Source organism: Legionella rowbothamii (assembly GCF_900639985.1).
Lineage (GTDB): Bacteria > Pseudomonadota > Gammaproteobacteria > Legionellales > Legionellaceae > Legionella > Legionella rowbothamii.
In genome coordinates, this window is sequence record NZ_CAAAIM010000001.1 from 77,121 (window position 1) to 101,973 (window position 24,853).

A 24,853-nucleotide genomic window follows, 5' to 3' on the forward strand; every position below is an offset into this window, starting at 1 on the left:
AACCTTTGAGTGCTGCTTCGTCACACGCTTTTAAGCAAGGTCACAATTTATTTAATAATAAAATGGTTCCCGGATTGCACTGAGTTGCATCTAGGCTGCATTAGATGTGGCTTGGAGTAATATTGGTTCAGTGCGTTTCATATGACTTCAAGTGGTGTTTTTTTAATCTTCGGGTATTAATATTAAGATTGAAGTTGAGAATTTTAAATTTTTTTCCTTCGAATTGATCGTCCAATAATTAGCCTACCTTACGAAAATTATTTTTTTTTCTTAAGGTTTCCTTAAGCTTTCCTTAAGAAAAATAAAAATTATTCATTATTAAACAGACGTTTAGTACAAAAAAAAACCTTTATGAGCATAATAAATAAAATTAAATAGTGAAATAACCTTGGGATTTGCCGCGTTAAGTGATAAAATTTTTTATCTTAATATTTCCTTAATAAATGAATATCATTAAAACAATGTTTACACTCTTTGAGATGTTTGATACTATATAGACCATGGTGTTCAGTGAGAGAATTTACTGAGCATAATTTATTTGTTAATTTGTACTAGGAGACTTAAATGAGTACAGAAGTTATGGTGCAAAGCAGCGAGTCGCTTTCGCATCAAGTTGTTCATGCTGTAAAAAACTATTTAACTACGGTTAATAATAAAGATGCTAACTTAAACCTATATCAATTAATTGTTGAAGAAGTTGAAGCGCCTTTATTCAGAACTGTTATGGAATTAACTCGTTACAATCAATCTAAAGCTGCTCGTGTTTTGGGTGTAAGCCGTGGTACTTTGCGTACTAAGCTAAAGCGTTATTTTGATGATGAGTTCATCGGTACTCGCGATTTCTAATTTGATATTGCGTGTGAAGTTATAGTTTTTTGTGGTTTTTTCGTATAAAGCACGTATTCTGGTGGCCTTTAGCTAAGCACTCTGCTACTATTGGTAACAGAGTTGGTTAGACAATCGCTCCTTGCCTCGGTAAGGGGAGGAAAGTCCGGGCTCCATAGGGTAGAGTGCCAGGTAACGCCTGGGAGGCGTAAGCCTACGGAAAGTGCCACAGAAAATATACCGCCTCTTCGGAGGTAAGGGTGAAATGGTGCGGTAAGAGCGCACCGCGCGTTTGGCAACAGACGTGGCAGGGAAAACCCCACTCGGAGCAAGACCAAATAGGAATCCATTTGACTACAATGTCATGACGTGCGACCCGTACGGGATTCGGGTAGGTTGCTTGAGGCATGCGGTGACGCATGTCCCAGATGAATGATTGTCCAAGACAGAACCCGGCTTATCGACCGACTCTTTCTATTTTCGTTCATATAATCATTGTGTTGTTGTTACGTTGGGCTGAAAAGCCCAACGGTGAGTTTAGTTAGCCTCTTTAATTATATAAGACGTCCAAAAAATATTCGTAAATGCTTATGCTCATTGCAATCTTGTGTGATGCCGTTTAAGGAATCCTGGTTGCGCGCAACCAGGCTATATTGTTTTTGATGCTCTTAGCCAGCCAAATGCTTTTTCAACAGCCTGTTAATTAATTCTGGATTTGCCTGTCCTTTCGTCTGCTTCATTATTTGACCTACAAAAAAGGCTAGTAGGCGTTCCTTTCCCGCACGATATTCAGCAGTTTGCTCTGGAAATTGCAGGAGTAGGGAAGCAATCATCTCTTCTAAGCCTACGGTATCATCAACCTTGTGATAACCTTCTCGCTCAATAAGTGCATCGATGTCTTCTTCCCCCGTCCATAATAATGTAAATAAGGAACGAGCATTTGTTAATGAAATACTCTCTTCATGCAGTTTATCTAAAAGCTGTGCCATCGTTTTTGCAGATACTCTAGGGGTTTCAAAGCTTAAGTGCTCATTATTTAATGCGGCTGCATATTGGCCTTTTAACCAGTTAACAATCACTTTTTCTGTCGCGTGACTCATGGTTTTGATGTCTTTATAGAAGTGATAGATTGCTGGAGCTGAAAGAAGAAAATCAATGTCATCTCCCTTTAGATTCGAAATCTCACTTAATTGGGCGCGAATTTTACTTGGTAAGTCAGGTAGTTGCCTTTTTATTTCAGCTATTTGATAACGAGTGATTTGAATGGGTAATAAATCAGGATCAGGGAAATAACGGTAATCATTTTCATTTTCTTTTTCACGCAATGTATGTGTGCTGTTAGTATCCGGATTATATAGACGGGTTTCTTGTATGATTTTTCCGCCGCACTCCAATAAATCTTGATGCCTTAATTCTTCATAAGCTATGGCTTTTTCAATATAACGAAAGGAGTTTAGATTTTTTAATTCCGTTCGCGTTCCTAACACAGTGGAACCTTTCGGCTTTAACGAAAGATTCACATCGCAGCGAAAAGATCCTTCCTGCATGTTTCCATCACAAATTCCTAAAAACTGGACTAATTGATGTAAGGCTCTTAAATAACTAATAGCTTCTTGCGCTGAATACAAACAAGGGGCAGTTACTATTTCCAATAAAGGGGTGCCTGCGCGGTTTAAATCAATGCCGCTACACCCTTGCTGTACACCATGTAAGGACTTTCCAGCATCTTCTTCTAGATGGGCTCGTACAATTTCTATTTCACGTTCACTGCCATCATCCAGAGTAATCTTTAGTACGCCATTGCTTACAATGGGTTTTTGGAATTGGCTGATTTGATATCCTTTCGGTAGATCGGGATAAAAATAATTTTTACGTTCAAAAATGGATTGATCATTAATATCTGCATGAACAGCCAGGCCGAATTGAATCGCCATAGTCACGGCTTCTTGATTTAATACAGGCAAAACGCCAGGGAGGCCTGCGTCAATCAAACAGGTTTGGGTATTGGGTGCCGAACCAAAAGCAGTAGAGGCACCCGAAAAAAGTTTGGATTTTGTTTTAAGTTGGACATGTACCTCAAGCCCAATTACTGTATCCCATTCCATAATTCACCTCTATTGCTGTGGTTTGGCTTGATGCCAATCAGTATGTTGTTGGTAATGATGCGCTGCGTTCAGTAGAAGTCCCTCGCTAAAATGCTTACCCATCAGTTGCATACCTATAGGTAATCCTTTAGCAAAGCCTGCTGGTATTGATATTGCGGGAATACCCGCAAGATTTGCAGCTACAGTAAAGACATCAGCCAGATAGTTTTGAATGGGATCAGCGATTTTTTCCCCTAATTTAAATGCCGTTGTTGGGGTGGTTGGGCCAATAATCACATCCACAGAGCGAAGAGTGGTGAGCAGCTCTTCTTGAATCAAACGACGGATTTTTTGTGCTTGCAAATAGTAGGCATCAAAATAACCTGAAGAGAGAACATGAGTACCTGTAATAATGCGGCGTTTTACTTCAGCACCAAAACCTTCACTACGTGAACAGCGGATTAATTCATTCAGGCTGGTTGCTTTAGTGCTGCGATGACCAAAGCGAAGCCCGTCATAACGCGATAAATTAGAAGATGCTTCGGCACAGGCAACGACATAGTAGCAAGGCACCCACAAAGGTTGCAGTTTTAAATCAAGAGGAATGATTTCCGCCCCCAGGAGTTCATAAACTTTCACTGCTTTGTGTATTGCTTGTTGAATTTCAGGCTCTACTTGAGGCTGGAAAAAACAAGAGGGCAAGCCAATTTTTAATTTCTCTAAAGGTTTATTTAATTCGTCTACATAATTAGGGATATTAGTTTCTACAGAGGTTGAATCTTTATTATCAAACCCTGCAATAGCTTGTAAAACCAAAGCCAAGTCTTCGGCGCTACGAGCCATTGGACCGCCTTGATCCAAACTGGAGGCATAAGCAACCATTCCAAAACGTGAAACTAAGCCATAAGTTGGTTTAATACCGCTTATACCGCAAAAGGCTGCAGGCTGACGTATGGAACCCCCCGTATCGGAGCCAATAGAAAAGGGGACTAAACCTGCAGCAACTGCTGCAGCCGAGCCACCAGAAGAACCACCAGGAACTCGCTCTTTATCCCAAGGATTTTTTACTGCAGCAAAATAACTATTTTCATTGCTGGAACCCATAGCAAACTCATCCATATTGGTCTTGCCGACCAATATGGCGCCACACTCTTTCAATTTGGTTGCAAGAGTTGCTTCATAGGGGGATTGAAAGTTTGCCAGCATTTTTGAACCGCAGGTAGTAGTCATCCTTTGAGTGCAAAACAAATCTTTAAGCGCCATTGGAATACCAGTGAGCGGATGGGCATTACCCTGCCGTAGTTGCCGATCGGCTTGTTGTGCTGCCTGTAATGCCTGTTCCTCATCGAGACTAATAAAGGCATTCAATTTTGTATGCTTTTTTATTTGTGCGAAGTAGTGCTGAGTAATTTCGACACTGGATAATACTCCATTATGTAATGCTTCGGATAATTGTTTTAAAGTGTAATCCATGGCTATTTTTCCTGTTCAATCACTTGGGGAACTAAATAAAGATCATCTTCAAACAAAGGGGCGATGGCTTCTAGCTCAGCCAAGCAGCTTTCTTCCGTAATGGCATCAGGTCTTAATCGTTGTTGTAAGGCGAATGGGTGGAATAAAGGGGCAACATTGGAGGTATCGACCGAACGTAATTGCTCTACAAAGTCCATGATTTCATTAACTTCTTGTATTAATTGGGGGGTATGATCCGTATCTGGGTCCAGATAAGCGAGTTGCGCGATTTTTTCCAGTTCTGCAGGTGTGATGGTCATGATGAACAACGTCCAAATAGAGAAACAGCTTATTATAGCGAGGATATATTAAGTTACAAATATAATATGGAATTCTGTAGAGGTGTAATATGTCTTATCGACAATTGAATTACCGCGGTTAAGGCGCCGTAATTCGAAAATAGTCGCAGCGCCAAGAAAGATATAAGGTAATTCGAGGCGTGCTCCTCAAGTAAACAATTCAAATGGATAGCTTTTATGTTAAATAGGGGAACTCTGCACGCAGTAGCTGTAAGACCTCTTCTTGCTTCTCCTTGCTTTTAACAATCAATAACACGGTATCATCTCCGGCTATAGTCCCTAAAATTCCGGTGTTCTTATTCCCGTGCATCGAAAAAGAGATGTATTTCTTATCGATATAATAAGCAAGACCATTGGCATTACCTGGATGAGTATGCAAGACGATTAACCCAAAATCAGAGACCTGTATATTCAGTACCAAAGGAAGATTTGGGATATTAAAATCCACGACCTGATAGACACCGGAAACTTTAGCAATTTTTAGTTTTTTTAACCGACGAGATAAGGTAGCTTGCGGGATATTATAACCTCGATCCATGAGACTCTTTTGTAAATCGCTCTGCTCGTAAATTTTTTCTGTTTGCACAATATTTAATATATGTCCGTCGAGAAGTGCATCTTGGCTCATGATATCCCTCTATTGAATACATAATCATTTTTTGGAAATTATATTCATTTGTTCTTGACATGACAAGTCCGATTTTGATAAATTCACAAAACGGATAAGATTTGGATTTGTATTCATATGAAAAAGATAATCAATATATTGGCTATTAGTTTTGCTCTGGTTGTATCATGGTGCTATGCTCATATTCCAGCAGAAAATAAGAAGTTTATTCATTTTGCTGTCTCCGCAGAATATCCACCCTTTGAATATAATGAGCGTGGTGAAATTAAAGGATTTGATATAGATTTGGCTCGTTTAATCGCAAAAAAGCTCGGTAAAGAAGCTGTTTTTGATAGCATGCAATTTAGCAGTATTTTACCTGCTTTGAGCATGGGGCAAGTTGATGTGGCCATATCGACCCTCACAATTACCGAACAGCGAAAAAAGAATTTTGACTTTAGTACTCCTTACTATTTTGAAAGCCTTGCAGTTGTCTATTCTCAGCAGCAGCCTGTTAAAAATGTGACGCAACTTGCGAATAAAAAAATTGCGGTGCAATTAGGCAGTACCATGGAGATCTGGTTAAAAAATAATCTTCCTAATACGACGCTGCTGGTTATGGATAATAACAATCAAGCCATTGCGGCTTTAAAAGCAGGGCATGCGGATGCGGTCTTGGTAGATGGGGCACAAGGTGCATCCTTTAGCCAGAAGAATCCCGGGTTATCGTTTACTGTAATTTCTAAATCGAATGATGGTTATGGCTTGGCATTGAAAAAGAACTCGTCATTTACTCATGATATCAATAAGGTATTACAACAACTTGAGCAAAATGGTGAGTTGGGCAAACTCAAACAAAAATGGTTTGGAGGTGCTTAATGGAAGAGTTGAAGCAAAATATTGTGTTTATCGGGGAAGGGGTCATGATGACTCTAACTCTTTTAATTGGCGGATTAGCGATTGGAACTGTATTGGGAACGATCCTGGCCTTGCTGCGTCATCAAGGCATTGCAAAGCCAATGATTAATGGATTTATCTCCATAATGAGAGGGACCCCAATGATTTTGCAATTAAGTTTTGCATACTTTGCCGTACCTGTTCTGATTGGTTTAAAGCCGAATATTTTAACGGCAGGATTGGTAACCTTTGGTTTGAACAGTTCCGCTTATGTGGCAGAAATTTTAAGAGCAGGGATAGATAGTTTGCCAAAAGGGCAATTTGAAGCGGCAAAAACGTTGCAGATTTCAGGTTTTTACTTATGGAAAGACATCATTTTACCGCAAGTGATAAAGAATATTTTTCCAGCATTTATTAATGAAACAATCGCCTTACTTAAAGAAACGGCATTGATTGCAACGATTGGGGGTATGGATGTGATGCGGCGAGCTCAATCCGTTGCTGCCGAGCAATTTACTTATTTTGTTCCTTTATGTATCGCAGCTGCTTATTATTACGGATTAGTTTTATTTATTGAATATTTAGGCAAGAAAATTGAGTCAAAGGGGGCGTTATGCTAGCGATAAACAATGCCTATAAGCATTTTGGTTCCTTACCCGTGTTAAATGGGATTAGTCTTGAGATTGAGTCGCAAACTGTTTTGGGACTAGCAGGGTCTTCAGGAGGTGGGAAATCTACTTTATTACGATGCATTCAAGGTTTGGAAACTTTGGATTCAGGTAGCATCAACTATAGTGGTAAAAGTGGGTTTATGTTTCAGGATTTTCAATTGTTTCCGCATATGACGGTATTGCAAAATCTAATCTACGCACCTAGTTTGCAGCACAAGAACGTAAATCATGATTCTCAGGCCCAAGCTTTGCTTCAACGTTTAGGAATTAGTGATAAAGCAGGGTCTTATCCGCAGCAGCTTTCTGGTGGGCAAAAGCAGCGCGTTGCCTTAGCAAGATGTTTGATGATGCAACCTACTTTATTACTTTGTGATGAACCTACATCAGGCTTGGATTTAGTAACGATTGATGAGGTCATTTATTTATTAAATTCGGTTAAATCTTTAGGTGTCACTATGGTAATTGCGTCACATGACCTTGATTTTCTTAGCAAAATGGCAGATCGTTTGGTGGTTTTGAACGCAGGGAAAATTGTTGCTGATGTATCACCTAAAAATTTGGCTGACCCCATTTCGTATTTAAAACATTATTATCAGGAGTAAATCATGGCTGAATCCATCCAAAAAATTGTACTGGCTTATTCTGGTGGGCTTGATACCTCAGTAATGATTCCATGGTTAAAGGAACATTACCAACAAGCAGAAATTATTGCAGTGATTTGTGATCTTGGCCAAAGTGAAGATTTGCCTGCGATTAAAGAAAAGGCAATTCGTAGTGGGGCATCTAAAGCTTATCTTATTGATGTACAGGAAGAGTTTGTCGATGATTATCTATGGAGATTAGTCAAAGCAGGGGCCCTGTATGAGAACCAGTACATCCTGGGAACCATTTCTAGGCCATTGATTGCTCAGAAGCTAGTTGAAATCGCTAAAGAAGAACAAGCGGAAGCGGTGGCTCACGGGGCTACAGGCAAAGGCAATGATCAGGTGCGATTTGAATACACAGTTAAAGCTTTGGCACCTGAGCTTAAAATCATTGCTCCTTGGCGAGTTTGGTCAATTAAATCCAGACAAGAAGCAATTGAATATGCAAAATTACATGGAATCGAGGTGCCAGTTACACCTAAATCACCGTACTCAAGGGATCATAATGCTTGGTATATTTCCCATGAGGGTGGGATTTTGGAGGATCCAGCTCAGCCTAAACCAGATGATTTATTATTAATGACTGCTCCTTTAGAGCACACTCCAGCGACCCCTGAGCTGATTAGTATAGATTTTAATCAAGGCGTACCTGTTGCCTTAAATTCAAAAGCAATGTCGCCTGTAACTTTATTAGCAGAGCTAAATAAAGTCGCAGGGAAACATGGTATCGGTGTCGCTGATCTTGTTGAGAATAGATTAGTGGGGATGAAAATTAGAGGAGTATATGAAGCTCCTGCAGCAGCTGTTTTGTATAAAGCTCATTTAATGCTCGAAAGCCTATGCTTGGACAGGGCCACATTACATCTAAAACAATCCTTACAACAGACTTACGCCAACATGGTGTATGAAGGACGTTGGTTTTCACAAGCTAAAAAAGCCTTGGATGCACTAATTGATGTAACGCAACAGCATGTAACAGGAACAGTTAACTTACAATTGTTTAAAGGGAATATGATTCCTTATGGCATGCAATCTTCCTTCAGTTTACATGACCCAGCTTTAGCTACCTTCGAAGAGGATTGCGTTTATAATCAATATGATGCCGAAGGATTTATTAACTTATTTTCTTTATCCGCTAAGATATACGGTATGGTCCATAAAGGGGATGTTTTATGAGTCACAAAACTTGGGGCGGACGTTTTAGTAAAGAACTCGATCCACGGGTGATGCATTTTAATGCCTCATTAGCTTTTGATCGAGTCCTTTATGCCCATGACATTGCTGGAAGTCAGGCTCATGCCACGATGCTTGCACAACAAGGGCTTATTTTATACAGCGAGGCAGAATTGATTTGCCAGGCGCTTGCTCAGATTGGCCATGAAATAGAGCATGGTATTCAAGAGTTTGATGACTCCTGTGAAGATATCCATATGTTCATTGAGCAATTATTGATTACTAAAATTGGCGATGTAGGGAAAAAATTACACACAGGAAGAAGCCGCAATGATCAAGTGGCTCTTGATTTACGACTATATGCGCGCGATGCAGGAGAGAAAGTCAGTGCCTTGTTGAACGATTTGAATGTGGTATTGGACGATTTGGCTATGCAACATGCCGAAGCAAAAATGCCAGGATATACCCATCTACAACAAGCACAGCCTATTTATCTGGGCCAATATTTTGCCGCATACCTTGCTATGTTTCAACGTGATTTAAGTCGAGTTGTTGATTGGCATGCCCGTATGAATTACTCGCCTTTGGGATCAGGGGCTTTGGCTGGAAGTAATTTACCCCTCGATCGAAGTTGGACGGCTAAAGCATTGGGTTTTTCCGGAGTTATTGAAAATACATTAGATGCCGTGAGTGATCGTGATTTTGTAATAGAGTTTTGCTCGCTTGCTGCAATCATTATGATGCATTTATCACGCTTGGCAGAGGATTTAATTTTATGGGCAACGCAAGAGTTTGGTTTTATTACCCTTGATGATGCTTTTGCTACAGGTTCGTCTTTAATGCCGAATAAGAAAAATCCTGATGTATTGGAGTTAATTCGCGGCAAAAGTGGCAGGGTATTCGGACATTTAATGGGCATTTTAACCATAATGAAAGGATTACCGCTAGCATATAATAAGGACATGCAAGAAGATAAAGAGTGTCTATTTGATACGGTAGCCACGCTTACCGCAAGCTTGCAGATTATCCCTCCTTTTTTACAAAGCATTCATTTTAATACAACGCTAATGCAGGAAAAGGCAAGTAGCGGTTATCTTGATGCTACTGAGGTTTTGGAGTCTTTGGTTCTAAAAGGGATTCCGTTCCGCGATGCGCATCATCAAGTAGGACTTTGGATTAAAGAAGCAATAGAAAAAAAATGTTCTTTAGCTGAGATAGTAAAGACTAAGGCCCCTTAGCTAAGAATTAAGCTGTTGGTTGGGCCCCATGGCCCAACAACGGACATCAAGCCAGTGAAGAACTCTATTTTAGGCCATGGACCTAACTTAGATGTCATTGCCGAACAACTTTAGAACTTAATATGGGCTTGCTAATTATCTCTTAATCTTTTTAGGTTAAAATCGTCCTTACTGACTCTTTAGTATGCACACATACCATGCCAGGAAAAACTGAAAAAGCCAAATCATTTGAACAAGGTAACAATAACATTACCCGCATTGAAGGCAAGCGTGTTTTTAAAATTTCTAAAGGCTTAGGTTTTGAATTATCTTTTGTGGATCAAGTGCGATATTGGAATGAATATTATAAAGGTACTGAGTTCGCAACAGCATTAGTTACTCGAAGAAATGAACTTTCTCTACCTTTTATTAATGGGTGCTATCCAACAAATTTAGAACGACTTTTTTGTCTGAAACAAATGTTAGCGAAAGGATTTATTATGGGGGATTGTCGTGATCCAAGGAATTTTATGACTCAGGGCAATAAAACATACCCTATTGATTTTGGCCAGGTATTTACTTCCGAATATAAATTTTATTTTGTATATAAAAGTGTATTTTTAACTGAAATCGATAGGCTCTCCAGTTTGGTTTACTCTGAACTATCACCGAAATTGATTTCAATAAAACAATCTATTGGTAAGTTAAATCGATATAAATATGACTATTTAACTTCGACCAATGAGCACACCCTGCTGAAAGTGCAAAAAATTAATGCTTTTATTATGGACACCGAACAACGCATTTCTGCATTTGAATCGGGTCAGTTAGATGCATTCGTTAATTACTTAGAAAAAAATAAGGAAGCAATAGACATTCTCAATGAAAATCGTATAACCGGAGCGTTCTGGAAATCAATTTTGCTTGTTCTAGTTTCAGGTATTGTTCCTGGGCTTGTTGCTGGCGTTGTTCAGGCAATAGCTACTCGAGGCAATTCATTTTTATTTTTCAACATGCAAACTCAATCAGGACAATTAGCTTTAAATGTCCAGTCCAATGTAACAGAGCTTTTAGGCAGGTAGAATAAGATGGTTAAGTGTTGAACGTCTAGAACGAATTACTTTTCCTTTCAGCGAGAATATATACAGTCGCTAAACTGAGTAGGGTGTTTACAAAAAGTAAAAATATCTCCCAACATTAGGTAAATGATATCTAAACGAATAACTGTTTCCCAAAAGAAAACAGTTATTCGTTTAGATAATTCAATTGCTTAAATACGAGCGCTCACCCACTTAAGTCCTGCAAAAAGACCCTGTGCACCAAAATCAGAAGTTGCGAGATGATCGCTCATAGATCCAGGACCGAAAGGAATAAAAACCGGTTGAGCATTAAAATAATTAACCCACATATAACCAAGGTTCAGTCCTAAACTACCGCTGCTCGTGATATGAGAATAATTTATCCCGAGTTTTGCTTCAAAATCAGTAATAATAGTTGTTTTTCTGGCATGATTATTTATTGTTTCAGGAAAATCAATATTACCTACAGTTCGGTTAAGGGTACTTGTACCCACCAAAAGAGCAACAGCGCTTTTTGCGAAGATTGAAAAACGATTCCCTAAATTATAAGATAAGTCACTGCCTATTCGTGGTCCAAAATTTGAAGTTTTCATGGAGATTGTATTGTAATCTCCGAGAACCAAAAGAGTGTCTTTATTATGAATTTTTGTGGTAATGTTTGCATATTGGACACCGCCATGAAAACGTATTGTTTTAACATCGCCTAAATTAACATGTTGGCCTAATTCAAAATTCACAGCATCCCAACTTGGTTTGAGTAAGGTTATGTTGGTAGTCATTGACCGAAAACCAAAACCAATCGTATTTTCTGCATTAACTTTAGTCGTCGTGCTATCAAGATGAATCCAGTTTAGGTTTATATCATTACCCGTATTAAAATAATAAGAAGCTCCCAGTTTAAAACCCCAATTCCACTCAGGATTATTTTTGACAAGGCTTAAAACTTCTCCATCAGCATTATTATTGGTTCCTAAATAACTTAGAGATTTATTATATAAAGGTTGCAAATATAACGCTTCCATTCCCAAATCCCAGCCTATAGAAGAACAAGGGACCGTTACTAAACCAGAAGCACATGAAGAACCCATGGTTCCTGAAAATGCCACATTACTGGTTATTAGAGAAACAATTGCTACTTTGGATAAATGAGAATAGAACATAGGGCATTCCTTGCTTTTGATATAAGTTGGAAAATTGATGAATAATCAATCATCTTATCCTAAAATTTTTGTTATAACAACGTTGAGAATTTAAATTTTTCTATGTAATTAATGCTAATTAAAAGAAGGGGTAGATTGTATTAATAATGCGAAATTAGTTGATCGAATATCCGTTTCAATAATCGAAAGAAGCGGACTGATGAGCCAGAAAGTTACTTTTTACATTAATAGCACAACTTGCTCCCAACTTGATTGTCTTTAATTAAGTCATAATGTATCATTACGCATTCTAAATGTTTTAATTATTGATAGGCGAACTTAAAATGGGTAAAGCTGCGGTAAAATTTACCAAAATTCAAAAGGCTTTTAAACAAAAAGCATATGAAAAAGTCATAAGTAAGTGTAAGACATTTCTTCATTCGCATGATGGTGAATTTAATTATGAGGTATGCATTTATCTCGCCCGAAGCCATTTTCACCAGTATCAGTTTGCTCAAGGCATCTATGCACTAGAGGAAGCAAAAAATATATCTAGAAAACAAAATAAACCTCAAGCTGTGGCTGAGTGTGATGCGCTTATTAAGGATGAATGGGGGCGTTTGGTGGCAGGAGTACAAAGTGGCTTATTGACCTTGGATTTGGAGTCTCTCACTAACGCGGAAAAAGTACGTTCTGATATGAGGAAGAAGAGCTACGTTAGAGCATTAGATCGTTTAAAAAATGATCACAAAATCTGCCCGGTCACATTTCACGCTCAAGTGGAGCATATCAATGAGTTAATGAATTTCTTTTTGCAAACGTATGTTGATAGAAAGCTATATATTATGCCCGAATATCTTGATGATAGTGATCTAGCGAAGTCTATGAGACTTAAAATTGCGGATAAGATGCTGTTAACAGGATTGCGACAGAGGAATTCTTTTTTACCTGATCCCGATATATTCGAAAAATCTGGGAAAGCTGAAATTGAGGGATATTGTAAAGATATTTATCTTGATGATGCTCAGCTTGTTTTAAGAATGATATTCAAAACGATACATGCATTGCCTCGTGATAAATGCAAAGACTTAGTTCATTTATTACCGTGGGGTTCTAATTCTTGGTATTTCCTCTATTTTATTGGCAGTTTAATGGACATTCGCGATTCAGAATTTTTCAATACGATGTTTTCTTTGAGCTTGAAGATAAATAATACGGCCGAGGAAAACAGTAATGCAATGAGTTATTTTTTGAGTCTTTGTTTCAGTAATTGTACGTTAAAAGCAGCCTTACTAGACCAAGGATTTTATGATGATCTGAGCAAGTTAAAAACCTTTTTTGCTAGCATACAAGAAAATCTTAAAACTAACGGTAATACTGTAAAACCAGACGAATTACCCAAGATAGATGAATTGAGCACATTCAAAAAAATAATATGGTATTTTAAGCATCTATATAATCTATATCGCTTACAAGTCTTCTTGCCCAATGGTGTTAGAGAGGGTACCGTGATGCATAAAAGTGCTGTAGAGTTCTTCGATTCTCAGCGTAATCCTATGGCCCTGTTATATAAGATGGATCTAATGGGCTCCAAGCCTTGTGATTTGAAATCACAATTGGCTTTTATCAGGAGATTGCAACTTATCGGGGAGTTGTTTACACGCAAAAATTGGGGTTTTTTCTTAAATACCATGGACTATTTTGATCCGATGATGGTAATAAATATTAGGAATGCCTTAGTACATATAGAGCAACTTACGCGAAGTGAGGTGATTTTCCGGCTTGAAGCAGATACCACTCGCCTGGAGCAATTGCATAACGAGTTGGCTCATTTAAAGTCATATTTATTGCAAATTGTTCTAAAAGGCAGAGACACTAATTTTAAGCCGTTCCCTCCCGAAGAGATGATGGGATCTATTGTTTTCTGGTTGCAACGTGTTACTGAATATTGGGAGTCTGCTAAAACTTATTATGGAACACAATTTAGCCAATTTAAATTTGAAGAGGATCCATCTCCTCTATACAAAGAAAACTTTATTCCCGGACAAGAAATATTAAGATCAGACATCTCACTTCTTCATTATCGTCAGGAAGGAAGAATTAGAAAGCAACTTGGAATGGACGAAGACTCCGATATTAATTTTGAGGTCTATATAAAATATCTAAGACATGTTTTTGCAGCACACAGAGATGTGTTAACAGAGTTAGAAGATGTTTTCCATGGTAAGAAGGTATTACATAAAGACAGATTATTGGACAAAGTGTTCGTAACTTTGTCGATAAAAGATCCAAATCTTCCTATTGTGAAAGGACTTATTGAGGCTGCAGAGTTTTATTCGAGTGAGCTGAGAAAGGCGAAAAGGGAGGCATTTGAAGCACGCCATGCCCAATTTGAAGAAGAGCTTACTAAACAGGATGAAGTACGAAAAGATGTTGTAAAAAAGAAAATGCAACAGAGTTACCCAGCTATCACACAATGTGCTGTTGAACTAGAGAGTGAGTTAATGGGGGATCCGCCTTCCGTATCTGAGTTAATTGATACGCTTAAAAACCGCATTAAATTGTTAGAGCGGATGTTTAAAGAGAATGGCACCGTAATTACAGCAGAGCCTCAGAATATAATCGCTATAAAGGAACATTTGTCTGTTGATGTTAGTATGTATTTTGCAACCAGTTATTTGGTTGGACAAATTGTTAGTCTCTTTAATAAACTGTACAGTTTAGGTGAGCTTAAGGAAATACATCCAGACCTAAATCTTTTGTTAGTCGGCTATGTTGGCTTAAGAAATGCTCTGGAGCACACCGATCCGTTTATGGATTCCGAGGAAGCTCATCAGCTTATGATGCATAATAAATTACCGGATGCAATTGCTTACATGATTTGTGAAATTGTTTCTCGTTATGGGGCAAACATTGAAGCATATTCCTCTAAAGCCGTTGTAGGACTACCGGTAGCAATGGTTCCTGCAGTTGATGCTGGGAGGTTAAAACAAGTTGAGGCCTTTGATGTTAGTAAATTTATAACCTCTAGTGAAAAGCGAATGAGCAGCTTTAGGGCGTCGCCTGTTTATGTACGGCCAAGTGCGTCTGGATTTTTCTCCGGAACCCTTGTATCAACAAGATCTTTGTTGAATTCAAGTGCAACAATCCCTTTAGACGATGACGCCGAGTATCTGGTCATATCACCACAATTTTCATCAAAATTTAAAAATTAGTTATTTTTATTGCATGCAGCCCTGAATCAGAGATTTAGCTATCTCTGATTTAGCGCTTATCCCTGTTTGCAGAATTAGTCCTAATTCTTGAACTTGCATTAGGCGCAAGTTTTTGATGAATTTAAAGAATAGAGAAAGGGAGCTTATGAGTTATAAGGGAGAACACTTTTTAGTTTCTACGCTGATAGGAACTTGCTTATTTTTACAGTAGAATGTTGAGTAATCCCTAATCATCAGTCGAGTAAGTTATTCATGCTGCAACAATTTAAAACCCAGGGGGGTGTTCAGATTGAGGTTTCTCAACAGCAATTAGATTACCAAGAAGGTATCACAAATCTGATTGATCGTTTGGATTCGGAAAGAGGGGCGGTGTTTGCTTCCAGTTTTGAATATCCAGGGCGTTACACTTGCTGGGATATTGGATTTTGTAATCCGCCCCTAGCCCTTGTGTGCAAGCAGAACTCTATTCAGATTGATGCCCTAAATAAACGCGGAGCGGTTTTACTGGCTTTTGTGCAGCAGTTATTCAGCTCAGATGACTACTTGGAACTTGTTTCTCAGACTGAGAGTCAAATCCAGATTAACATAAAGGCCTCGGAGCAGGTTTTTAGTGAGGAAGAGCGCAGTCAACAGCCTTCCGTATTTAGCGTAATCAGATTATTACTTTCATTTTTTAAATCTGAGCAGGAGCCTTATTTAGGCCTATATGGATCTTTGGGTTTTGATTTAATTTTTCAATTTGAAGATTTGCTTCAGCATAAAGAACGCGATCCCGCTCAGCGCGACATGGTTCTTTATTTGCCGGATGAAATTTTTGTTGTAAATCATCGTAAAGAGGAAGCTTTTGTTAATCGCTATGAGTTCCAATTTCATGATCATGCAACTCATGGTCATCCTCGTGAAGGTACTCCCTTAGCTTATGAATCACTCAATAGACCTGAAAAATTTTGTGATCATGAGCCCGGCGAATATGCAGCAGTAGTCAATAAAGCAAAAGAGCGATTCGCTTGTGGTGATTTATTTGAAGTAGTGCCAAGCCAAACTTTTTTTACTCATTATACCGAGCAGCCATCTTATTTATTCAAGCAAATGCGTCAGTTGAATCCTTCACCTTATGGATTTTTTATTAACTTGGGTGAAGGGGAGTATTTGGTTGGTGCTTCTCCAGAAATGTATGTTCGTGTGACTGGTAAGCGAGTAGAAACCTGTCCTATTTCTGGCACCATTAAACGCGGTGCTGATGCGATTGAAGATGCTCAAAATATCCAGAGCTTACTTGATTCCCCAAAAGAAGAATCTGAATTAACTATGTGTACTGATGTGGATCGTAATGATAAGTCACGCATTTGTGAAGCGGGTTCGGTTAAGGTAATTGGTCGACGCCAAATAGAAGTTTATTCACGAGTGATTCACACAGTAGATCATGTTGAGGGAACTTTAAGAGCTGAGTTTGATGCCGTGGATGCTTTCTTGACCCATATGTGGGTGGTTACAGTAACTGGTGCACCGAAAATTTGGGCTTTAAATTTTATTGAGCAACATGAAAAATCACCTCGTAAATGGTATGCAGGAGCAGTTGGCTGGTTTGGCTTTAATGGCAATTTAAATACGGGGCTGGTTTTAAGAACTGTACGTATATCTCAAGGCATTGCTGAAGTTCGTGTGGGCGCCACTTTGCTTTATGATTCAGTTCCTGAATCTGAAGAACAAGAAACTCGCTTAAAAGCTTCGGCATTCTTGGATATGTTAAATCATAAAGCTCCTGCGATCGCGAATAGGGAGTCTTTACCATTAACTGGAAAAGGGAAGCATGTGTTATTGATTGATCATCAGGATTCGTTCGTCCATACACTCGCTAACTATATTCGCCAAACTGGTGCAGAAGTAAGTACGATTCGTTTTGATAAAGCACAACAATATTTACAAGAATATTCCTATGACTTAGTAGTTTTATCTCCTGGGCCAGGAAAGCCAAGTGATTTTAATTTATCTGCAAGCATTGATGCTGTTGTGGCACGAGGTATCCCCCTGTTTGGTGTGTGCTTAGGGCTACAAGGGCTGGTTGAGCATTTTGGTGGTGTATTAGATATTCTGGAATACCCCATGCACGGTAAATCGTCAATGATTAAGGTTTTAGATTCTGCTGGTTTATTTGCAGGATTAGGAGGGGAGTTCAAAGCCGGCCGCTATCATTCACTCTATGCACGACTTAATGCAATGCCTGAAGCGCTTAAGGTAACTGCGCTGAGTGAGGATGGTGTTGTGATGGCGATATCTCATCAACATTTACCAATTTATGCTGTGCAATTTCATCCAGAAACTATTTTGTCTTTAGTGAATCAAGCCGGATTGAAAATTATTACTAACTTAATGGGAATGGTAACAAGGAATGCGCCATAAAATTGCAATTTTATACTTTGTATCTGTTGTTCTGGGAATTATTGTTGGATTAGTTGGATCTTCATTTCGTTTATCAATTGATTTGCTAGGTTCTGCTTTAATGCATGTGTATCACCTTGGCGGGCAGGGATGGCTGGCTGGAGTAATTTCTGGGACGTTCTCTATGCTCATGGTGTTTTCTGCATTCATGGCCGTGAAATACATAGCTCCAGAAGCTGGTGGTAGTGGGGTTCAGGAAATTGAGGGGGCCTTATTGCATGTACGACCTATCTTTTGGCGACGCTTAGTACCTGTAAAATATTTTTTCGGTATCTTAGCTATTTCTTCCAACATGATTTTGGGTCGTGAAGGCCCCACCATCCATGTTGGAGGGAATTTGGGAGAGATGCTGGGAGGTTTATTTAACCTCAGCCGCCGTCGCCGTGATAGTCTAATCGCCGCTGGAGCAGCAGCGGGTCTTGCTGTAGCTTTTAATGCACCTTTGGCCGGGGTTATTTTTGTGATGGAGGAAATGCGTAATCAATTTAACTACTCATTTACCAGCTTTACGATGGTGGTGATCACTTGCATTACGGCGACGGTGATGTTGGATTTGATCATCGGTACCCAAGCAACCATTCCTATGGATGTGTTTCAATTTCCTTCGTTAGATGCATTATGGCTTTTTGTATTTTTTGGATTTATTGTAGGTGTGGCAGGTCTTCTATTTAATAAAGGACTTATGGCAACCTTGGCCTGGACTGACCGATTATCAGCATCTCAAAAGTTAGTTTATGTTTTAAGTGTAAGTTTCCTTATTGGCTATTTAGCCGTCTCTACTCCCGCAGCTACTGGAGGTGGAATGCATATTATTCATCAGGCCTTAACCCTCTCCCCGGGATTTGCTATTTTATACCTGCTCTTTCTTATTCGGTTTATTGGGACCATTGGCTGTTATGCTACCGGCATTCCGGGCGGAATTTTCGCCCCAACTTTAGCCTTAGGAACGTTACTCGGCTTGGCTTCGTTTCAGATGTTGGTGTTTTTTCATCTAGACTTTCTGGTGCATCCAGGCATGTTCGCCGTAGCAGGAATGGCCGCATTTTTTGCTGCAATTACTCGTTCACCAATAACGGGGGGAATTTTAGTGGTGGAAATGACTCAAAATTACGCACTTATTTTCCCTGTGATGATAACCTGTATTTGTGCCACGATAATGCTGCAGCTTGCGCGCAATGAGCCTATTTATGCTCAGTTGTTAGCGCGTACTATGAGAAATAGTACATTATCGTAATGCCAGCTCCATACCTATGATTCATCTTTCGTTCCCGTATTACGCTGCGCGAATACGGGGCGCATTGTTACTAGGCTACATGAATAACAATTTTTCCAAAGTGGATGCCTTCTTGCATGTGTTGTTGCGCTTCTTCGATTTGCTCCAAGTTGAACTCTGAATCAATAATTGGCTTGATTTGTTTTTGAGCTAAGGTATCACCCCACTGCTCATGAGCTAACTTCCATAAAAGCGCTTTTTCCTGTAGGCTTTGTGATCGTAATACAAAGCCAATAATCTGTAATCGTTTATGCATGACTAAAGCGAGATTACATTCAACTTTGCAGCTTTGAAGGCAGGCAATTTGAATTAATTTACCTTGCGGTTTTAACAGTTGTAGGTGGTTGTCAAAATAATCGCCAGCAATAAAGTCCAAAATTAAGTCAAGACTTTGTTTGTCAATTAAATCCTCAAAATCATGTGTTTTATAATTGATTACCTGATCAGCACCAAGTTGTATTGCTTTATTAATTTTATCATCTTTACCTACAGTAGTGATGACTTTGGCACCCACTTGTTTTGCCATTTGAATTGCTAATGAAGCAATCCCACTTCCAGCCCCATGGATTAGTAATGTTTGCCCTGATTTTAATGTGCCGAGGTTAAATAGGGTTGCATGAACCGTGACTAATGATTCAGGAAGGGCTGCGGCAAGGGGGTAATTCCAGCTTTCTGGAATTAAATGCGCAAGGGTGGATTCAACCAGGCAGTATTCGGCATAGGCACCACTTCCCACTAAAGCGTAGACTTTATCTCCAGGTTTAAATTGAGTTACCTTAGAGCCTACTGCAACTACATCACCAGCAAGTTCTAAACCTGGGATCGTTGATTCTCCTTGGGGAGGAGGATATTTTCCATAGCGTTGCATTAAGTCCGCACGGTTTAGCGCTGTTGCTTTGACCTGAACTAATATTTGGCTGTCTTTACATTCAGGGATAGGGGCATTTTCAATCGTAAGACGGCTATATGAGCCGGGGTTTTCTATATGTATATAGCGCAAAATATCTTCCTTAATTATGATAATTGTTACTCGGATTTTGGCCGAAGATTCAAGTATTCTCCCGAACAAATAATGGGGCCAACTTGGAGCAATCGTATGCTGGGCTGCAAAAGCCCAGCATACACCTTGTACGCTACTCCCGATGCAGGGCTTTACAGCCCCATCTACATGAGTATGAGAGATGATGCCGGTTCAGTTGACTGCATTACCTGGGTGAGTGCTAATTATATTTTGTTTGCCCTCACAGGTTACTACTTCACTTGAATCTATATACCCAAAGTATATAATCATAGCCTTACACGACTTTCTACACCATGTAGGGCTAATGTCAAAATTTAATCATCAGCGTTTGTATGCCTGGCTTTTTATAGTCCCACAACTTATCGTCACCCTAATATTTTTTATTTGGCCTGCATGTAATGCCCTAGTACAAGCATTTTTTTATACTGATGCCTTTGGATTACACAAACACTTCGCTGGCTTAACCAATTTTACTGATTTGTTTACTGATTCAAGCTACCGCAAAGCCATAGGCGTAACTTTTATTATTGCGTGCAGTGTGACTTTTCTCACTATGTGTCTTGGACTTCTTACAGCCATATTAGTTAACAATCGTGGCAAAACGCAAGGGGTTTATAAGTCTTTATTATTATGGCCCTATGCTGTAGCGCCAGCGGTGGCTGCAATCCTTTGGCGTTTCTTATGCCATCCTACATTGGGCTGGTTAACTCAGGTATTACACTCCCTAGGAATTAATTTTGACTACGTAAATAATGTAAATCAAGCCTTGCTGGTTGTGATTCTTACGGCCAGTTGGCAGCAATATAGCTATAATTTTTTATTTTATTTTGCGGCATTAAAAGCGATTCCTCCTTCGCTAATTGATGCTGCAATTATTGATGGGGCATCGACTTGGCAGCGTTTTTGGCAAATCATTTTTCCCTTGTTATCGCCAACGACTTTTTTCCTATTGATTATGAATTTAATGTACGGATTTTTTGATACGTTTGGGATTATTCATGTGATGACACATGGCGGACCAGGTAATAGTACAACGAATATGATGTACAAGGTCTATCAGGATGGATTTGAGGGAATGGATCTGGGAAGTTCTTCAGCTCAGTCTGTAATTCTAATGGTTGTTGTGATACTTGTTTCTTTGGTGCAATTTAAGTATCTCGAGAAAAAGGTTCATTACGCATGAAATTAATATCTCGCATTTTATCCCATGGGTTTTTATCCTTATTCATTTTACTAATGCTGTTACCGATTTATTTAGCTATTGTTGCTGCGAGTCACGATGGCAGTGCAATGATGCATTCATCTATCCCCATGACTCCAGGAACCCTATTCCTAAAAAACCTAAAAGCAGTTTTGAGTGATGGCCTATCTGTTACCGGGGGCGAACCGATTACCACTATGTTATTTAATAGCTTGGCTATGGCTTTGGCCATCGCTCTGGGGAAGATTATTTTGGCTCTAGGGTCGGCATTTGCTTTAGTTTATTTTGATTTTCCTTTTAAGAGACTTTGTTTTGCGCTGATTTTTGCAACGATGATGTTACCGGTTGAGGTGCGTATTGTTCCCACTTTTCAAGTGGTGGCCTCGTTTGGATTGTTAAATTCATTTACGGGGTTAACCTTGCCTTTATTTGTTTCGGCAACAGGAACTTTTTTATTTAGACAGTTTTTTAAAACCATACCCGCTGAATTAGTGGATGCAGCAAAATTAGATGGTGCAGGAGCTGTGCGCTTCTTTTTTGATATTCTCTTACCTTTATCTAAAACGCAAATCGCTTCTTTATTTGTAATTTTATTTGTCTATGGATGGAATCAGTATTTATGGCCCTTGGTCATTACTACTGAAACGAAAATGGCGACGGTAGTTATGGGAATTCGTTATCTTGCGGGGGTAGCTGATCAAGTTCCGCAATGGCATTATATTATGACAATTGCCCTGGTTGCTTTAATTCCACCTTGTTTGGTTGTGATGTTGATGCAGCGATGGTTTGAAAAAGGATTAAAGTAACATGGCAACAGTAACTTTGGTTAATGTCTCAAAGCGTGTCGGGCAAACGAGTATCTTAGACCGAATTAATCTCAGCATCAAAAAAGGTGAGTTTATGGTCATTGTCGGGCCATCTGGCTGCGGTAAATCGACCTTACTCCGATTAATCGCTGGCTTAGATGATGTGAGTTCTGGCTCCATTTTAATCAATGACCAACAAGTTAATGATGTTCCGGCCGCGAAACGCGATATGGCAATGGTATTTCAAAATTACGCCCTTTATCCGCATATGACTGTTTTTGAGAACATGGCTTATGGATTAAAAATGCGGGGCTTTAAAACGGATGTGATTAAAGAAAGAGTGGCCGATACCGCGAAGTTGTTGCATTTAATTCCTTATTTGGAGCGAAAGCCTCAAGCATTATCGGGCGGACAACGGCAACGCGTGGCAATGGGAAGGGCCATAGTTCGATCTCCTGCTGTATTTTTATTTGATGAACCGTTATCGAATCTGGATGCAAAGCTTCGTACTGAAATGCGCCATGAATTGAGACGCTTGCATCAACAGCTTAATACCACCAGTGTGTATGTAACCCACGATCAAACAGAGGCTATGACTATGGCCGAGCGAGTGATTGTGCTTAATCAGGGTGTTGTCGAGCAAATTGGCACACCACAAGAATTGTATCAAAATCCAGCGAGCTTATTTGTAGCAGGGTTTACTGGCCATTATCCATTAAATATGTTTTCAGGGGTATTTAATAAAAATAGTGCTACTATTGAAACAAGTTTAGGTATTACTTTCCCCTTTTCCGATACAGATTATTCACTTGAGGACAAGATGGAATTGGTTTTGGCAATTAGAGCCGAGCACGTGCAATTGGCTTCTGAACCTAATTCGCAATGCGTCGAAGTTGCTGTTGAACTTATCGATGATATGGGTGCTGATAAGTTAATTAGAGCCCGATGTATCAGTAATGGGGAGCAATTAAATTTACGAGTTTCCGCCGATCAATTAATTCCTAGTGGACAATTCGAGGTTGAACTACCTAAAATGAAACTACATGTATTTAATCAGCAAACTGGACAACGTATTGGAGAATGTCGTGAGTAAAGAAAAAACTGCATTAAAACCAATTGATACACCGGTATATAGTTATTGGTCTGCGCTGTATCGATCATTTTATTCACGACGCTTGTATGTGGATGTGGGCAAGCGCTGGAAGGGATTTGGAGTGCTTTATCTTTTATTGGTTATTGCGATACTGAGTGTCCCATTCTTTTTTAGAATGTCGATTAGTTTAGATGAATCTTTTAAAGAGCAGATTGTTGATCCTTTATTAAAAATTCCTGTTTTTTACATCCAAAATGGTGATGTTCTTTTTGATAAACCAATGCCTTATTATGTTAAAAATGATAAAGGTCAGACAGTGGTTGTCATTGATACTACTGGGGCAGTAAATGATTTTACGGCACAATATCCTTATTTAAATATTCTGATTAATAAAAATCAGATTGCATTTAGGATACCTAATCCACAGCTCTTTACTATGGGTAAAGAAGCGCCACCAAGTAGAAGTACTCCTATTGTGCAGACTTTTGATAAGGGGTCGAATTTAGTATTTGATGGTAAAAAAATGGTGGAAGCAAACTCTGTAACTGGACTTAAATATGCATCACAGGCGGTGCTTTACCCCATTATTGTGGGTATTTTCTTCTCTATTTTTATTGTTTTCTTTTTAGTTCTTGCTTTGTTAGGGCAAACTTTTTCATCGATCTTCTTTTCTTTTAAAATATCCTTTGCCGCTTCATGCCGTATGCTTATGGTGGCAGGAACGCCAATGTTATTGGTGTTAATGACGATTTTGTCACTGAATAGCGTATTTACGGGGTTGGGTATTCTCTTATTCTTCCTCTTGATAGCTTATTACAGTTTTGCACTTTATGCATTAAGAGCTGAAAGTAGGCAAGTAGCTATTGTATGAAAGAGCTAATCCATTTTGCTCATGGAAACGGGTTCCCAGCATTATGCTATAAGCAGATGCTGGATGGCCTCAAGCCTTATTATGATTATTGTTATATCGATAGAGTTGGTCACGATCCGGCCTTTCCAGTGGGAGAAAATTGGCATAATTTGATCGCAGAGGTGATTGCCAGTATTGAACGGCAAGCCGATCGCCCCGTAATTGCTCTCGGCCACTCTTTGGGAGGCGTTTTAAGTTTATTAGCTGCCATTGAACGTCCTGAATTAGTTAAAACAGTTGTTATGTTGGATTCTCCTTTGCTTGGAGTATTAAAATCCAGCGCAGTCCGACTCGCGAAAGCTTTTGGCATCATTGATAGAGTGACCCCTGCGTTTAGAACAAAAGGGCGTCGTGAGTATTGGGAAAGTTATGAGCAAATACTGCCGTATTTAAAAAGCAGAGATTTGTTTAAAAACTTTACAGATGCTTGTTTGAACGACTATATTAAATATGGTCTGGAACATAAAACTGACGGTTACTATCTTCGCTTTAATCGCCATGTAGAGTATCAAATTTATCGAACGATACCGCATATTATCCCTAGGTATGAGGGAAAGTTATTAACCCCCTCAGCACTAATTTATGGTGACAAAAGTACAGTGGTTGGTAAAATGGATCTTCGGTATATGAAAAAGAATTTTAATATTACCTGCTATAAAACCCATGGGAGCCATTTATTTCCTATGGAGCATCCACAGGTTGTAGCTGCACAAGTTTTAAGGGTTTTGGATAAGCTAACATAAGGAGA

Annotated in this window: 21 protein-coding genes and 1 other RNA gene; 16 read left to right on the forward strand and 6 right to left on the reverse strand. The window is 39.2% G+C overall.

Annotation, left to right across the window (positions count from 1 at the left end):
• The first annotated feature begins 564 nt into the window (after positions 1 to 564).
• Both E1P08_RS00315 and rnpB read left to right on the forward strand, forming a co-directional pair.
• Entirely contained in the window at positions 565 to 846 is a 282-nt protein-coding gene (locus E1P08_RS00315) for a helix-turn-helix domain-containing protein (RefSeq protein ID WP_133135037.1), read from the forward strand.
• 98 nt (positions 847 to 944) lie between these two features.
• An RNA gene (gene rnpB, locus E1P08_RS00320) (RNase P RNA component class A) lies at positions 945 to 1,301 on the forward strand.
• A gap of 192 nt (positions 1,302 to 1,493) precedes the next feature.
• Here the strand turns inward: rnpB and gatB are convergent.
• The 4 genes from gatB to E1P08_RS00340 all read right to left on the reverse strand — a co-directional run bounded on the left by gatB (position 1,494) and on the right by E1P08_RS00340 (position 5,348).
• Positions 1,494 to 2,930 carry an Asp-tRNA(Asn)/Glu-tRNA(Gln) amidotransferase subunit GatB gene (gatB, locus tag E1P08_RS00325; RefSeq protein WP_133135038.1) on the reverse strand — a complete coding sequence of 479 codons (1,437 nt, stop codon included), beginning with the start codon at positions 2,928 to 2,930 and terminating at the stop codon, positions 1,494 to 1,496.
• Between the two features lie 9 nt (positions 2,931 to 2,939).
• Complete coding sequence (gene gatA / locus E1P08_RS00330) at positions 2,940 to 4,382, reverse strand: Asp-tRNA(Asn)/Glu-tRNA(Gln) amidotransferase subunit GatA (RefSeq protein ID WP_133135039.1); 1,443 nt, start codon at positions 4,380 to 4,382, stop codon at positions 2,940 to 2,942.
• A 2-nt stretch (positions 4,383 to 4,384) separates the two neighbouring features.
• Positions 4,385 to 4,681, reverse strand: a complete 297-nt coding sequence (gene gatC, locus E1P08_RS00335) for an Asp-tRNA(Asn)/Glu-tRNA(Gln) amidotransferase subunit GatC (protein ID WP_133135040.1) — start codon at positions 4,679 to 4,681, stop codon at positions 4,385 to 4,387.
• A 214-nt stretch (positions 4,682 to 4,895) separates the two neighbouring features.
• Positions 4,896 to 5,348, reverse strand: a complete 453-nt coding sequence (locus E1P08_RS00340; RefSeq protein ID WP_133135041.1) for an arginine repressor — start codon at positions 5,346 to 5,348, stop codon at positions 4,896 to 4,898.
• A gap of 117 nt (positions 5,349 to 5,465) precedes the next feature.
• On the opposite strand from E1P08_RS00340, the gene E1P08_RS00345 reads away from it, so the two are divergent.
• From E1P08_RS00345 to E1P08_RS00370, 6 genes are all read left to right on the forward strand, one after another.
• Positions 5,466 to 6,206 (forward strand): substrate-binding periplasmic protein, encoded by a 741-nt coding sequence (locus tag E1P08_RS00345; protein WP_133135042.1) that lies wholly within the window; start codon positions 5,466 to 5,468, stop codon positions 6,204 to 6,206.
• Complete coding sequence (locus E1P08_RS00350; RefSeq protein ID WP_133135043.1) at positions 6,206 to 6,844, forward strand: amino acid ABC transporter permease; 639 nt, start codon at positions 6,206 to 6,208, stop codon at positions 6,842 to 6,844. Before E1P08_RS00345 ends, E1P08_RS00350 begins: the two co-directional genes overlap by 1 nt.
• Positions 6,838 to 7,497, forward strand: coding sequence for an ATP-binding cassette domain-containing protein (locus tag E1P08_RS00355; RefSeq protein WP_133135044.1), 660 nt, complete (start codon positions 6,838 to 6,840; stop codon positions 7,495 to 7,497). Before E1P08_RS00350 ends, E1P08_RS00355 begins: the two co-directional genes overlap by 7 nt.
• A gap of 3 nt (positions 7,498 to 7,500) precedes the next feature.
• Positions 7,501 to 8,715, forward strand: coding sequence for an argininosuccinate synthase (locus E1P08_RS00360; protein ID WP_133135045.1), 1,215 nt, complete (start codon positions 7,501 to 7,503; stop codon positions 8,713 to 8,715).
• Entirely contained in the window at positions 8,712 to 9,950 is a 1,239-nt protein-coding gene (gene argH / locus E1P08_RS00365; RefSeq protein WP_133135046.1) for an argininosuccinate lyase, read from the forward strand. The genes E1P08_RS00360 and argH overlap by 4 nt, the downstream gene beginning before the upstream one ends.
• Before the next feature lie 197 nt (positions 9,951 to 10,147).
• Positions 10,148 to 11,011 carry a BUD32 family EKC/KEOPS complex subunit gene (locus E1P08_RS00370; protein ID WP_133135047.1) on the forward strand — a complete coding sequence of 288 codons (864 nt, stop codon included), beginning with the start codon at positions 10,148 to 10,150 and terminating at the stop codon, positions 11,009 to 11,011.
• Positions 11,012 to 11,199: 188 nt separating this feature from the next.
• On the opposite strand, the gene E1P08_RS00375 is transcribed toward E1P08_RS00370, so the two are convergent.
• Complete coding sequence (locus E1P08_RS00375; protein WP_133135048.1) at positions 11,200 to 12,168, reverse strand: Lpg1974 family pore-forming outer membrane protein; 969 nt, start codon at positions 12,166 to 12,168, stop codon at positions 11,200 to 11,202.
• Positions 12,169 to 12,491: 323 nt separating this feature from the next.
• On the opposite strand from E1P08_RS00375, the gene E1P08_RS00380 reads away from it, so the two are divergent.
• The 3 genes from E1P08_RS00380 (at position 12,492) to clcA (ending at position 19,035) form a co-directional block, all read left to right on the forward strand.
• Positions 12,492 to 15,362, forward strand: coding sequence for a hypothetical protein (locus E1P08_RS00380; protein ID WP_133135049.1), 2,871 nt, complete (start codon positions 12,492 to 12,494; stop codon positions 15,360 to 15,362).
• A 252-nt stretch (positions 15,363 to 15,614) separates the two neighbouring features.
• A complete protein-coding gene (locus E1P08_RS00385; protein ID WP_133135050.1) occupies positions 15,615 to 17,762 on the forward strand; it encodes an anthranilate synthase component I in 2,148 nt (715 codons plus the stop codon).
• Positions 17,752 to 19,035 carry a H(+)/Cl(-) exchange transporter ClcA gene (gene clcA / locus E1P08_RS00390; RefSeq protein WP_133135051.1) on the forward strand — a complete coding sequence of 428 codons (1,284 nt, stop codon included), beginning with the start codon at positions 17,752 to 17,754 and terminating at the stop codon, positions 19,033 to 19,035. The genes E1P08_RS00385 and clcA overlap by 11 nt, the downstream gene beginning before the upstream one ends.
• A 70-nt stretch (positions 19,036 to 19,105) precedes the next feature.
• Here the strand turns inward: clcA and E1P08_RS00395 are convergent, their stop codons facing one another.
• Positions 19,106 to 20,074, reverse strand: a complete 969-nt coding sequence (locus tag E1P08_RS00395) for an NAD(P)H-quinone oxidoreductase (protein WP_133135052.1) — start codon at positions 20,072 to 20,074, stop codon at positions 19,106 to 19,108.
• A 325-nt stretch (positions 20,075 to 20,399) separates the two neighbouring features.
• On the opposite strand from E1P08_RS00395, the gene E1P08_RS00400 reads away from it, so the two are divergent.
• Genes E1P08_RS00400 through E1P08_RS00420 form a run of 5 tightly spaced genes read left to right on the forward strand, consistent with a single transcriptional unit; the run spans position 20,400 to position 24,848 of the window.
• Positions 20,400 to 21,278, forward strand: coding sequence for a carbohydrate ABC transporter permease (locus E1P08_RS00400; RefSeq protein ID WP_133135053.1), 879 nt, complete (start codon positions 20,400 to 20,402; stop codon positions 21,276 to 21,278).
• Complete coding sequence (gene ugpE, locus E1P08_RS00405) at positions 21,275 to 22,102, forward strand: sn-glycerol-3-phosphate ABC transporter permease UgpE (protein ID WP_133135054.1); 828 nt, start codon at positions 21,275 to 21,277, stop codon at positions 22,100 to 22,102. The genes E1P08_RS00400 and ugpE overlap by 4 nt, the downstream gene beginning before the upstream one ends.
• A 1-nt stretch (position 22,103) precedes the next feature.
• Positions 22,104 to 23,195: an ABC transporter ATP-binding protein gene (locus tag E1P08_RS00410; RefSeq protein ID WP_133135055.1), complete on the forward strand. Its 1,092-nt coding sequence runs from the start codon at positions 22,104 to 22,106 to the stop codon at positions 23,193 to 23,195.
• Positions 23,188 to 24,066, forward strand: a complete 879-nt coding sequence (locus E1P08_RS00415) for a DUF1189 family protein (RefSeq protein ID WP_133135056.1) — start codon at positions 23,188 to 23,190, stop codon at positions 24,064 to 24,066. The genes E1P08_RS00410 and E1P08_RS00415 overlap by 8 nt, the downstream gene beginning before the upstream one ends.
• A complete protein-coding gene (locus tag E1P08_RS00420) occupies positions 24,063 to 24,848 on the forward strand; it encodes an alpha/beta fold hydrolase (protein ID WP_133135057.1) in 786 nt (261 codons plus the stop codon). Before E1P08_RS00415 ends, E1P08_RS00420 begins: the two co-directional genes overlap by 4 nt.
• Positions 24,849 to 24,853: the final 5 nt, after the last annotated feature.

Bases quoted from the DNA above. Each gene is read 5' to 3' on its own strand.
- E1P08_RS00315 (WP_133135037.1), top strand. From the start codon at position 565: ATGAGTACAGAAGTTATGGTGCAAAGCAGCGAGTCGCTTTCGCATCAA.
- gatB (WP_133135038.1), bottom strand. From the start codon at position 2,930: ATGGAATGGGATACAGTAATTGGGCTTGAGGTACATGTCCAACTTAAA.
- gatA (WP_133135039.1), bottom strand. From the start codon at position 4,382: ATGGATTACACTTTAAAACAATTATCCGAAGCATTACATAATGGAGTA.
- gatC (WP_133135040.1), bottom strand. From the start codon at position 4,681: ATGACCATCACACCTGCAGAACTGGAAAAAATCGCGCAACTCGCTTAT.
- E1P08_RS00340 (WP_133135041.1), bottom strand. From the start codon at position 5,348: ATGAGCCAAGATGCACTTCTCGACGGACATATATTAAATATTGTGCAA.
- E1P08_RS00345 (WP_133135042.1), top strand. From the start codon at position 5,466: ATGAAAAAGATAATCAATATATTGGCTATTAGTTTTGCTCTGGTTGTA.
- E1P08_RS00350 (WP_133135043.1), top strand. From the start codon at position 6,206: ATGGAAGAGTTGAAGCAAAATATTGTGTTTATCGGGGAAGGGGTCATG.
- E1P08_RS00355 (WP_133135044.1), top strand. From the start codon at position 6,838: ATGCTAGCGATAAACAATGCCTATAAGCATTTTGGTTCCTTACCCGTG.
- E1P08_RS00360 (WP_133135045.1), top strand. From the start codon at position 7,501: ATGGCTGAATCCATCCAAAAAATTGTACTGGCTTATTCTGGTGGGCTT.
- argH (WP_133135046.1), top strand. From the start codon at position 8,712: ATGAGTCACAAAACTTGGGGCGGACGTTTTAGTAAAGAACTCGATCCA.
- E1P08_RS00370 (WP_133135047.1), top strand. From the start codon at position 10,148: ATGCCAGGAAAAACTGAAAAAGCCAAATCATTTGAACAAGGTAACAAT.
- E1P08_RS00375 (WP_133135048.1), bottom strand. From the start codon at position 12,168: ATGTTCTATTCTCATTTATCCAAAGTAGCAATTGTTTCTCTAATAACC.
- E1P08_RS00380 (WP_133135049.1), top strand. From the start codon at position 12,492: ATGGGTAAAGCTGCGGTAAAATTTACCAAAATTCAAAAGGCTTTTAAA.
- E1P08_RS00385 (WP_133135050.1), top strand. From the start codon at position 15,615: ATGCTGCAACAATTTAAAACCCAGGGGGGTGTTCAGATTGAGGTTTCT.
- clcA (WP_133135051.1), top strand. From the start codon at position 17,752: ATGCGCCATAAAATTGCAATTTTATACTTTGTATCTGTTGTTCTGGGA.
- E1P08_RS00400 (WP_133135053.1), top strand. From the start codon at position 20,400: ATGTCAAAATTTAATCATCAGCGTTTGTATGCCTGGCTTTTTATAGTC.
- ugpE (WP_133135054.1), top strand. From the start codon at position 21,275: ATGAAATTAATATCTCGCATTTTATCCCATGGGTTTTTATCCTTATTC.
- E1P08_RS00410 (WP_133135055.1), top strand. From the start codon at position 22,104: ATGGCAACAGTAACTTTGGTTAATGTCTCAAAGCGTGTCGGGCAAACG.
- E1P08_RS00420 (WP_133135057.1), top strand. From the start codon at position 24,063: ATGAAAGAGCTAATCCATTTTGCTCATGGAAACGGGTTCCCAGCATTA.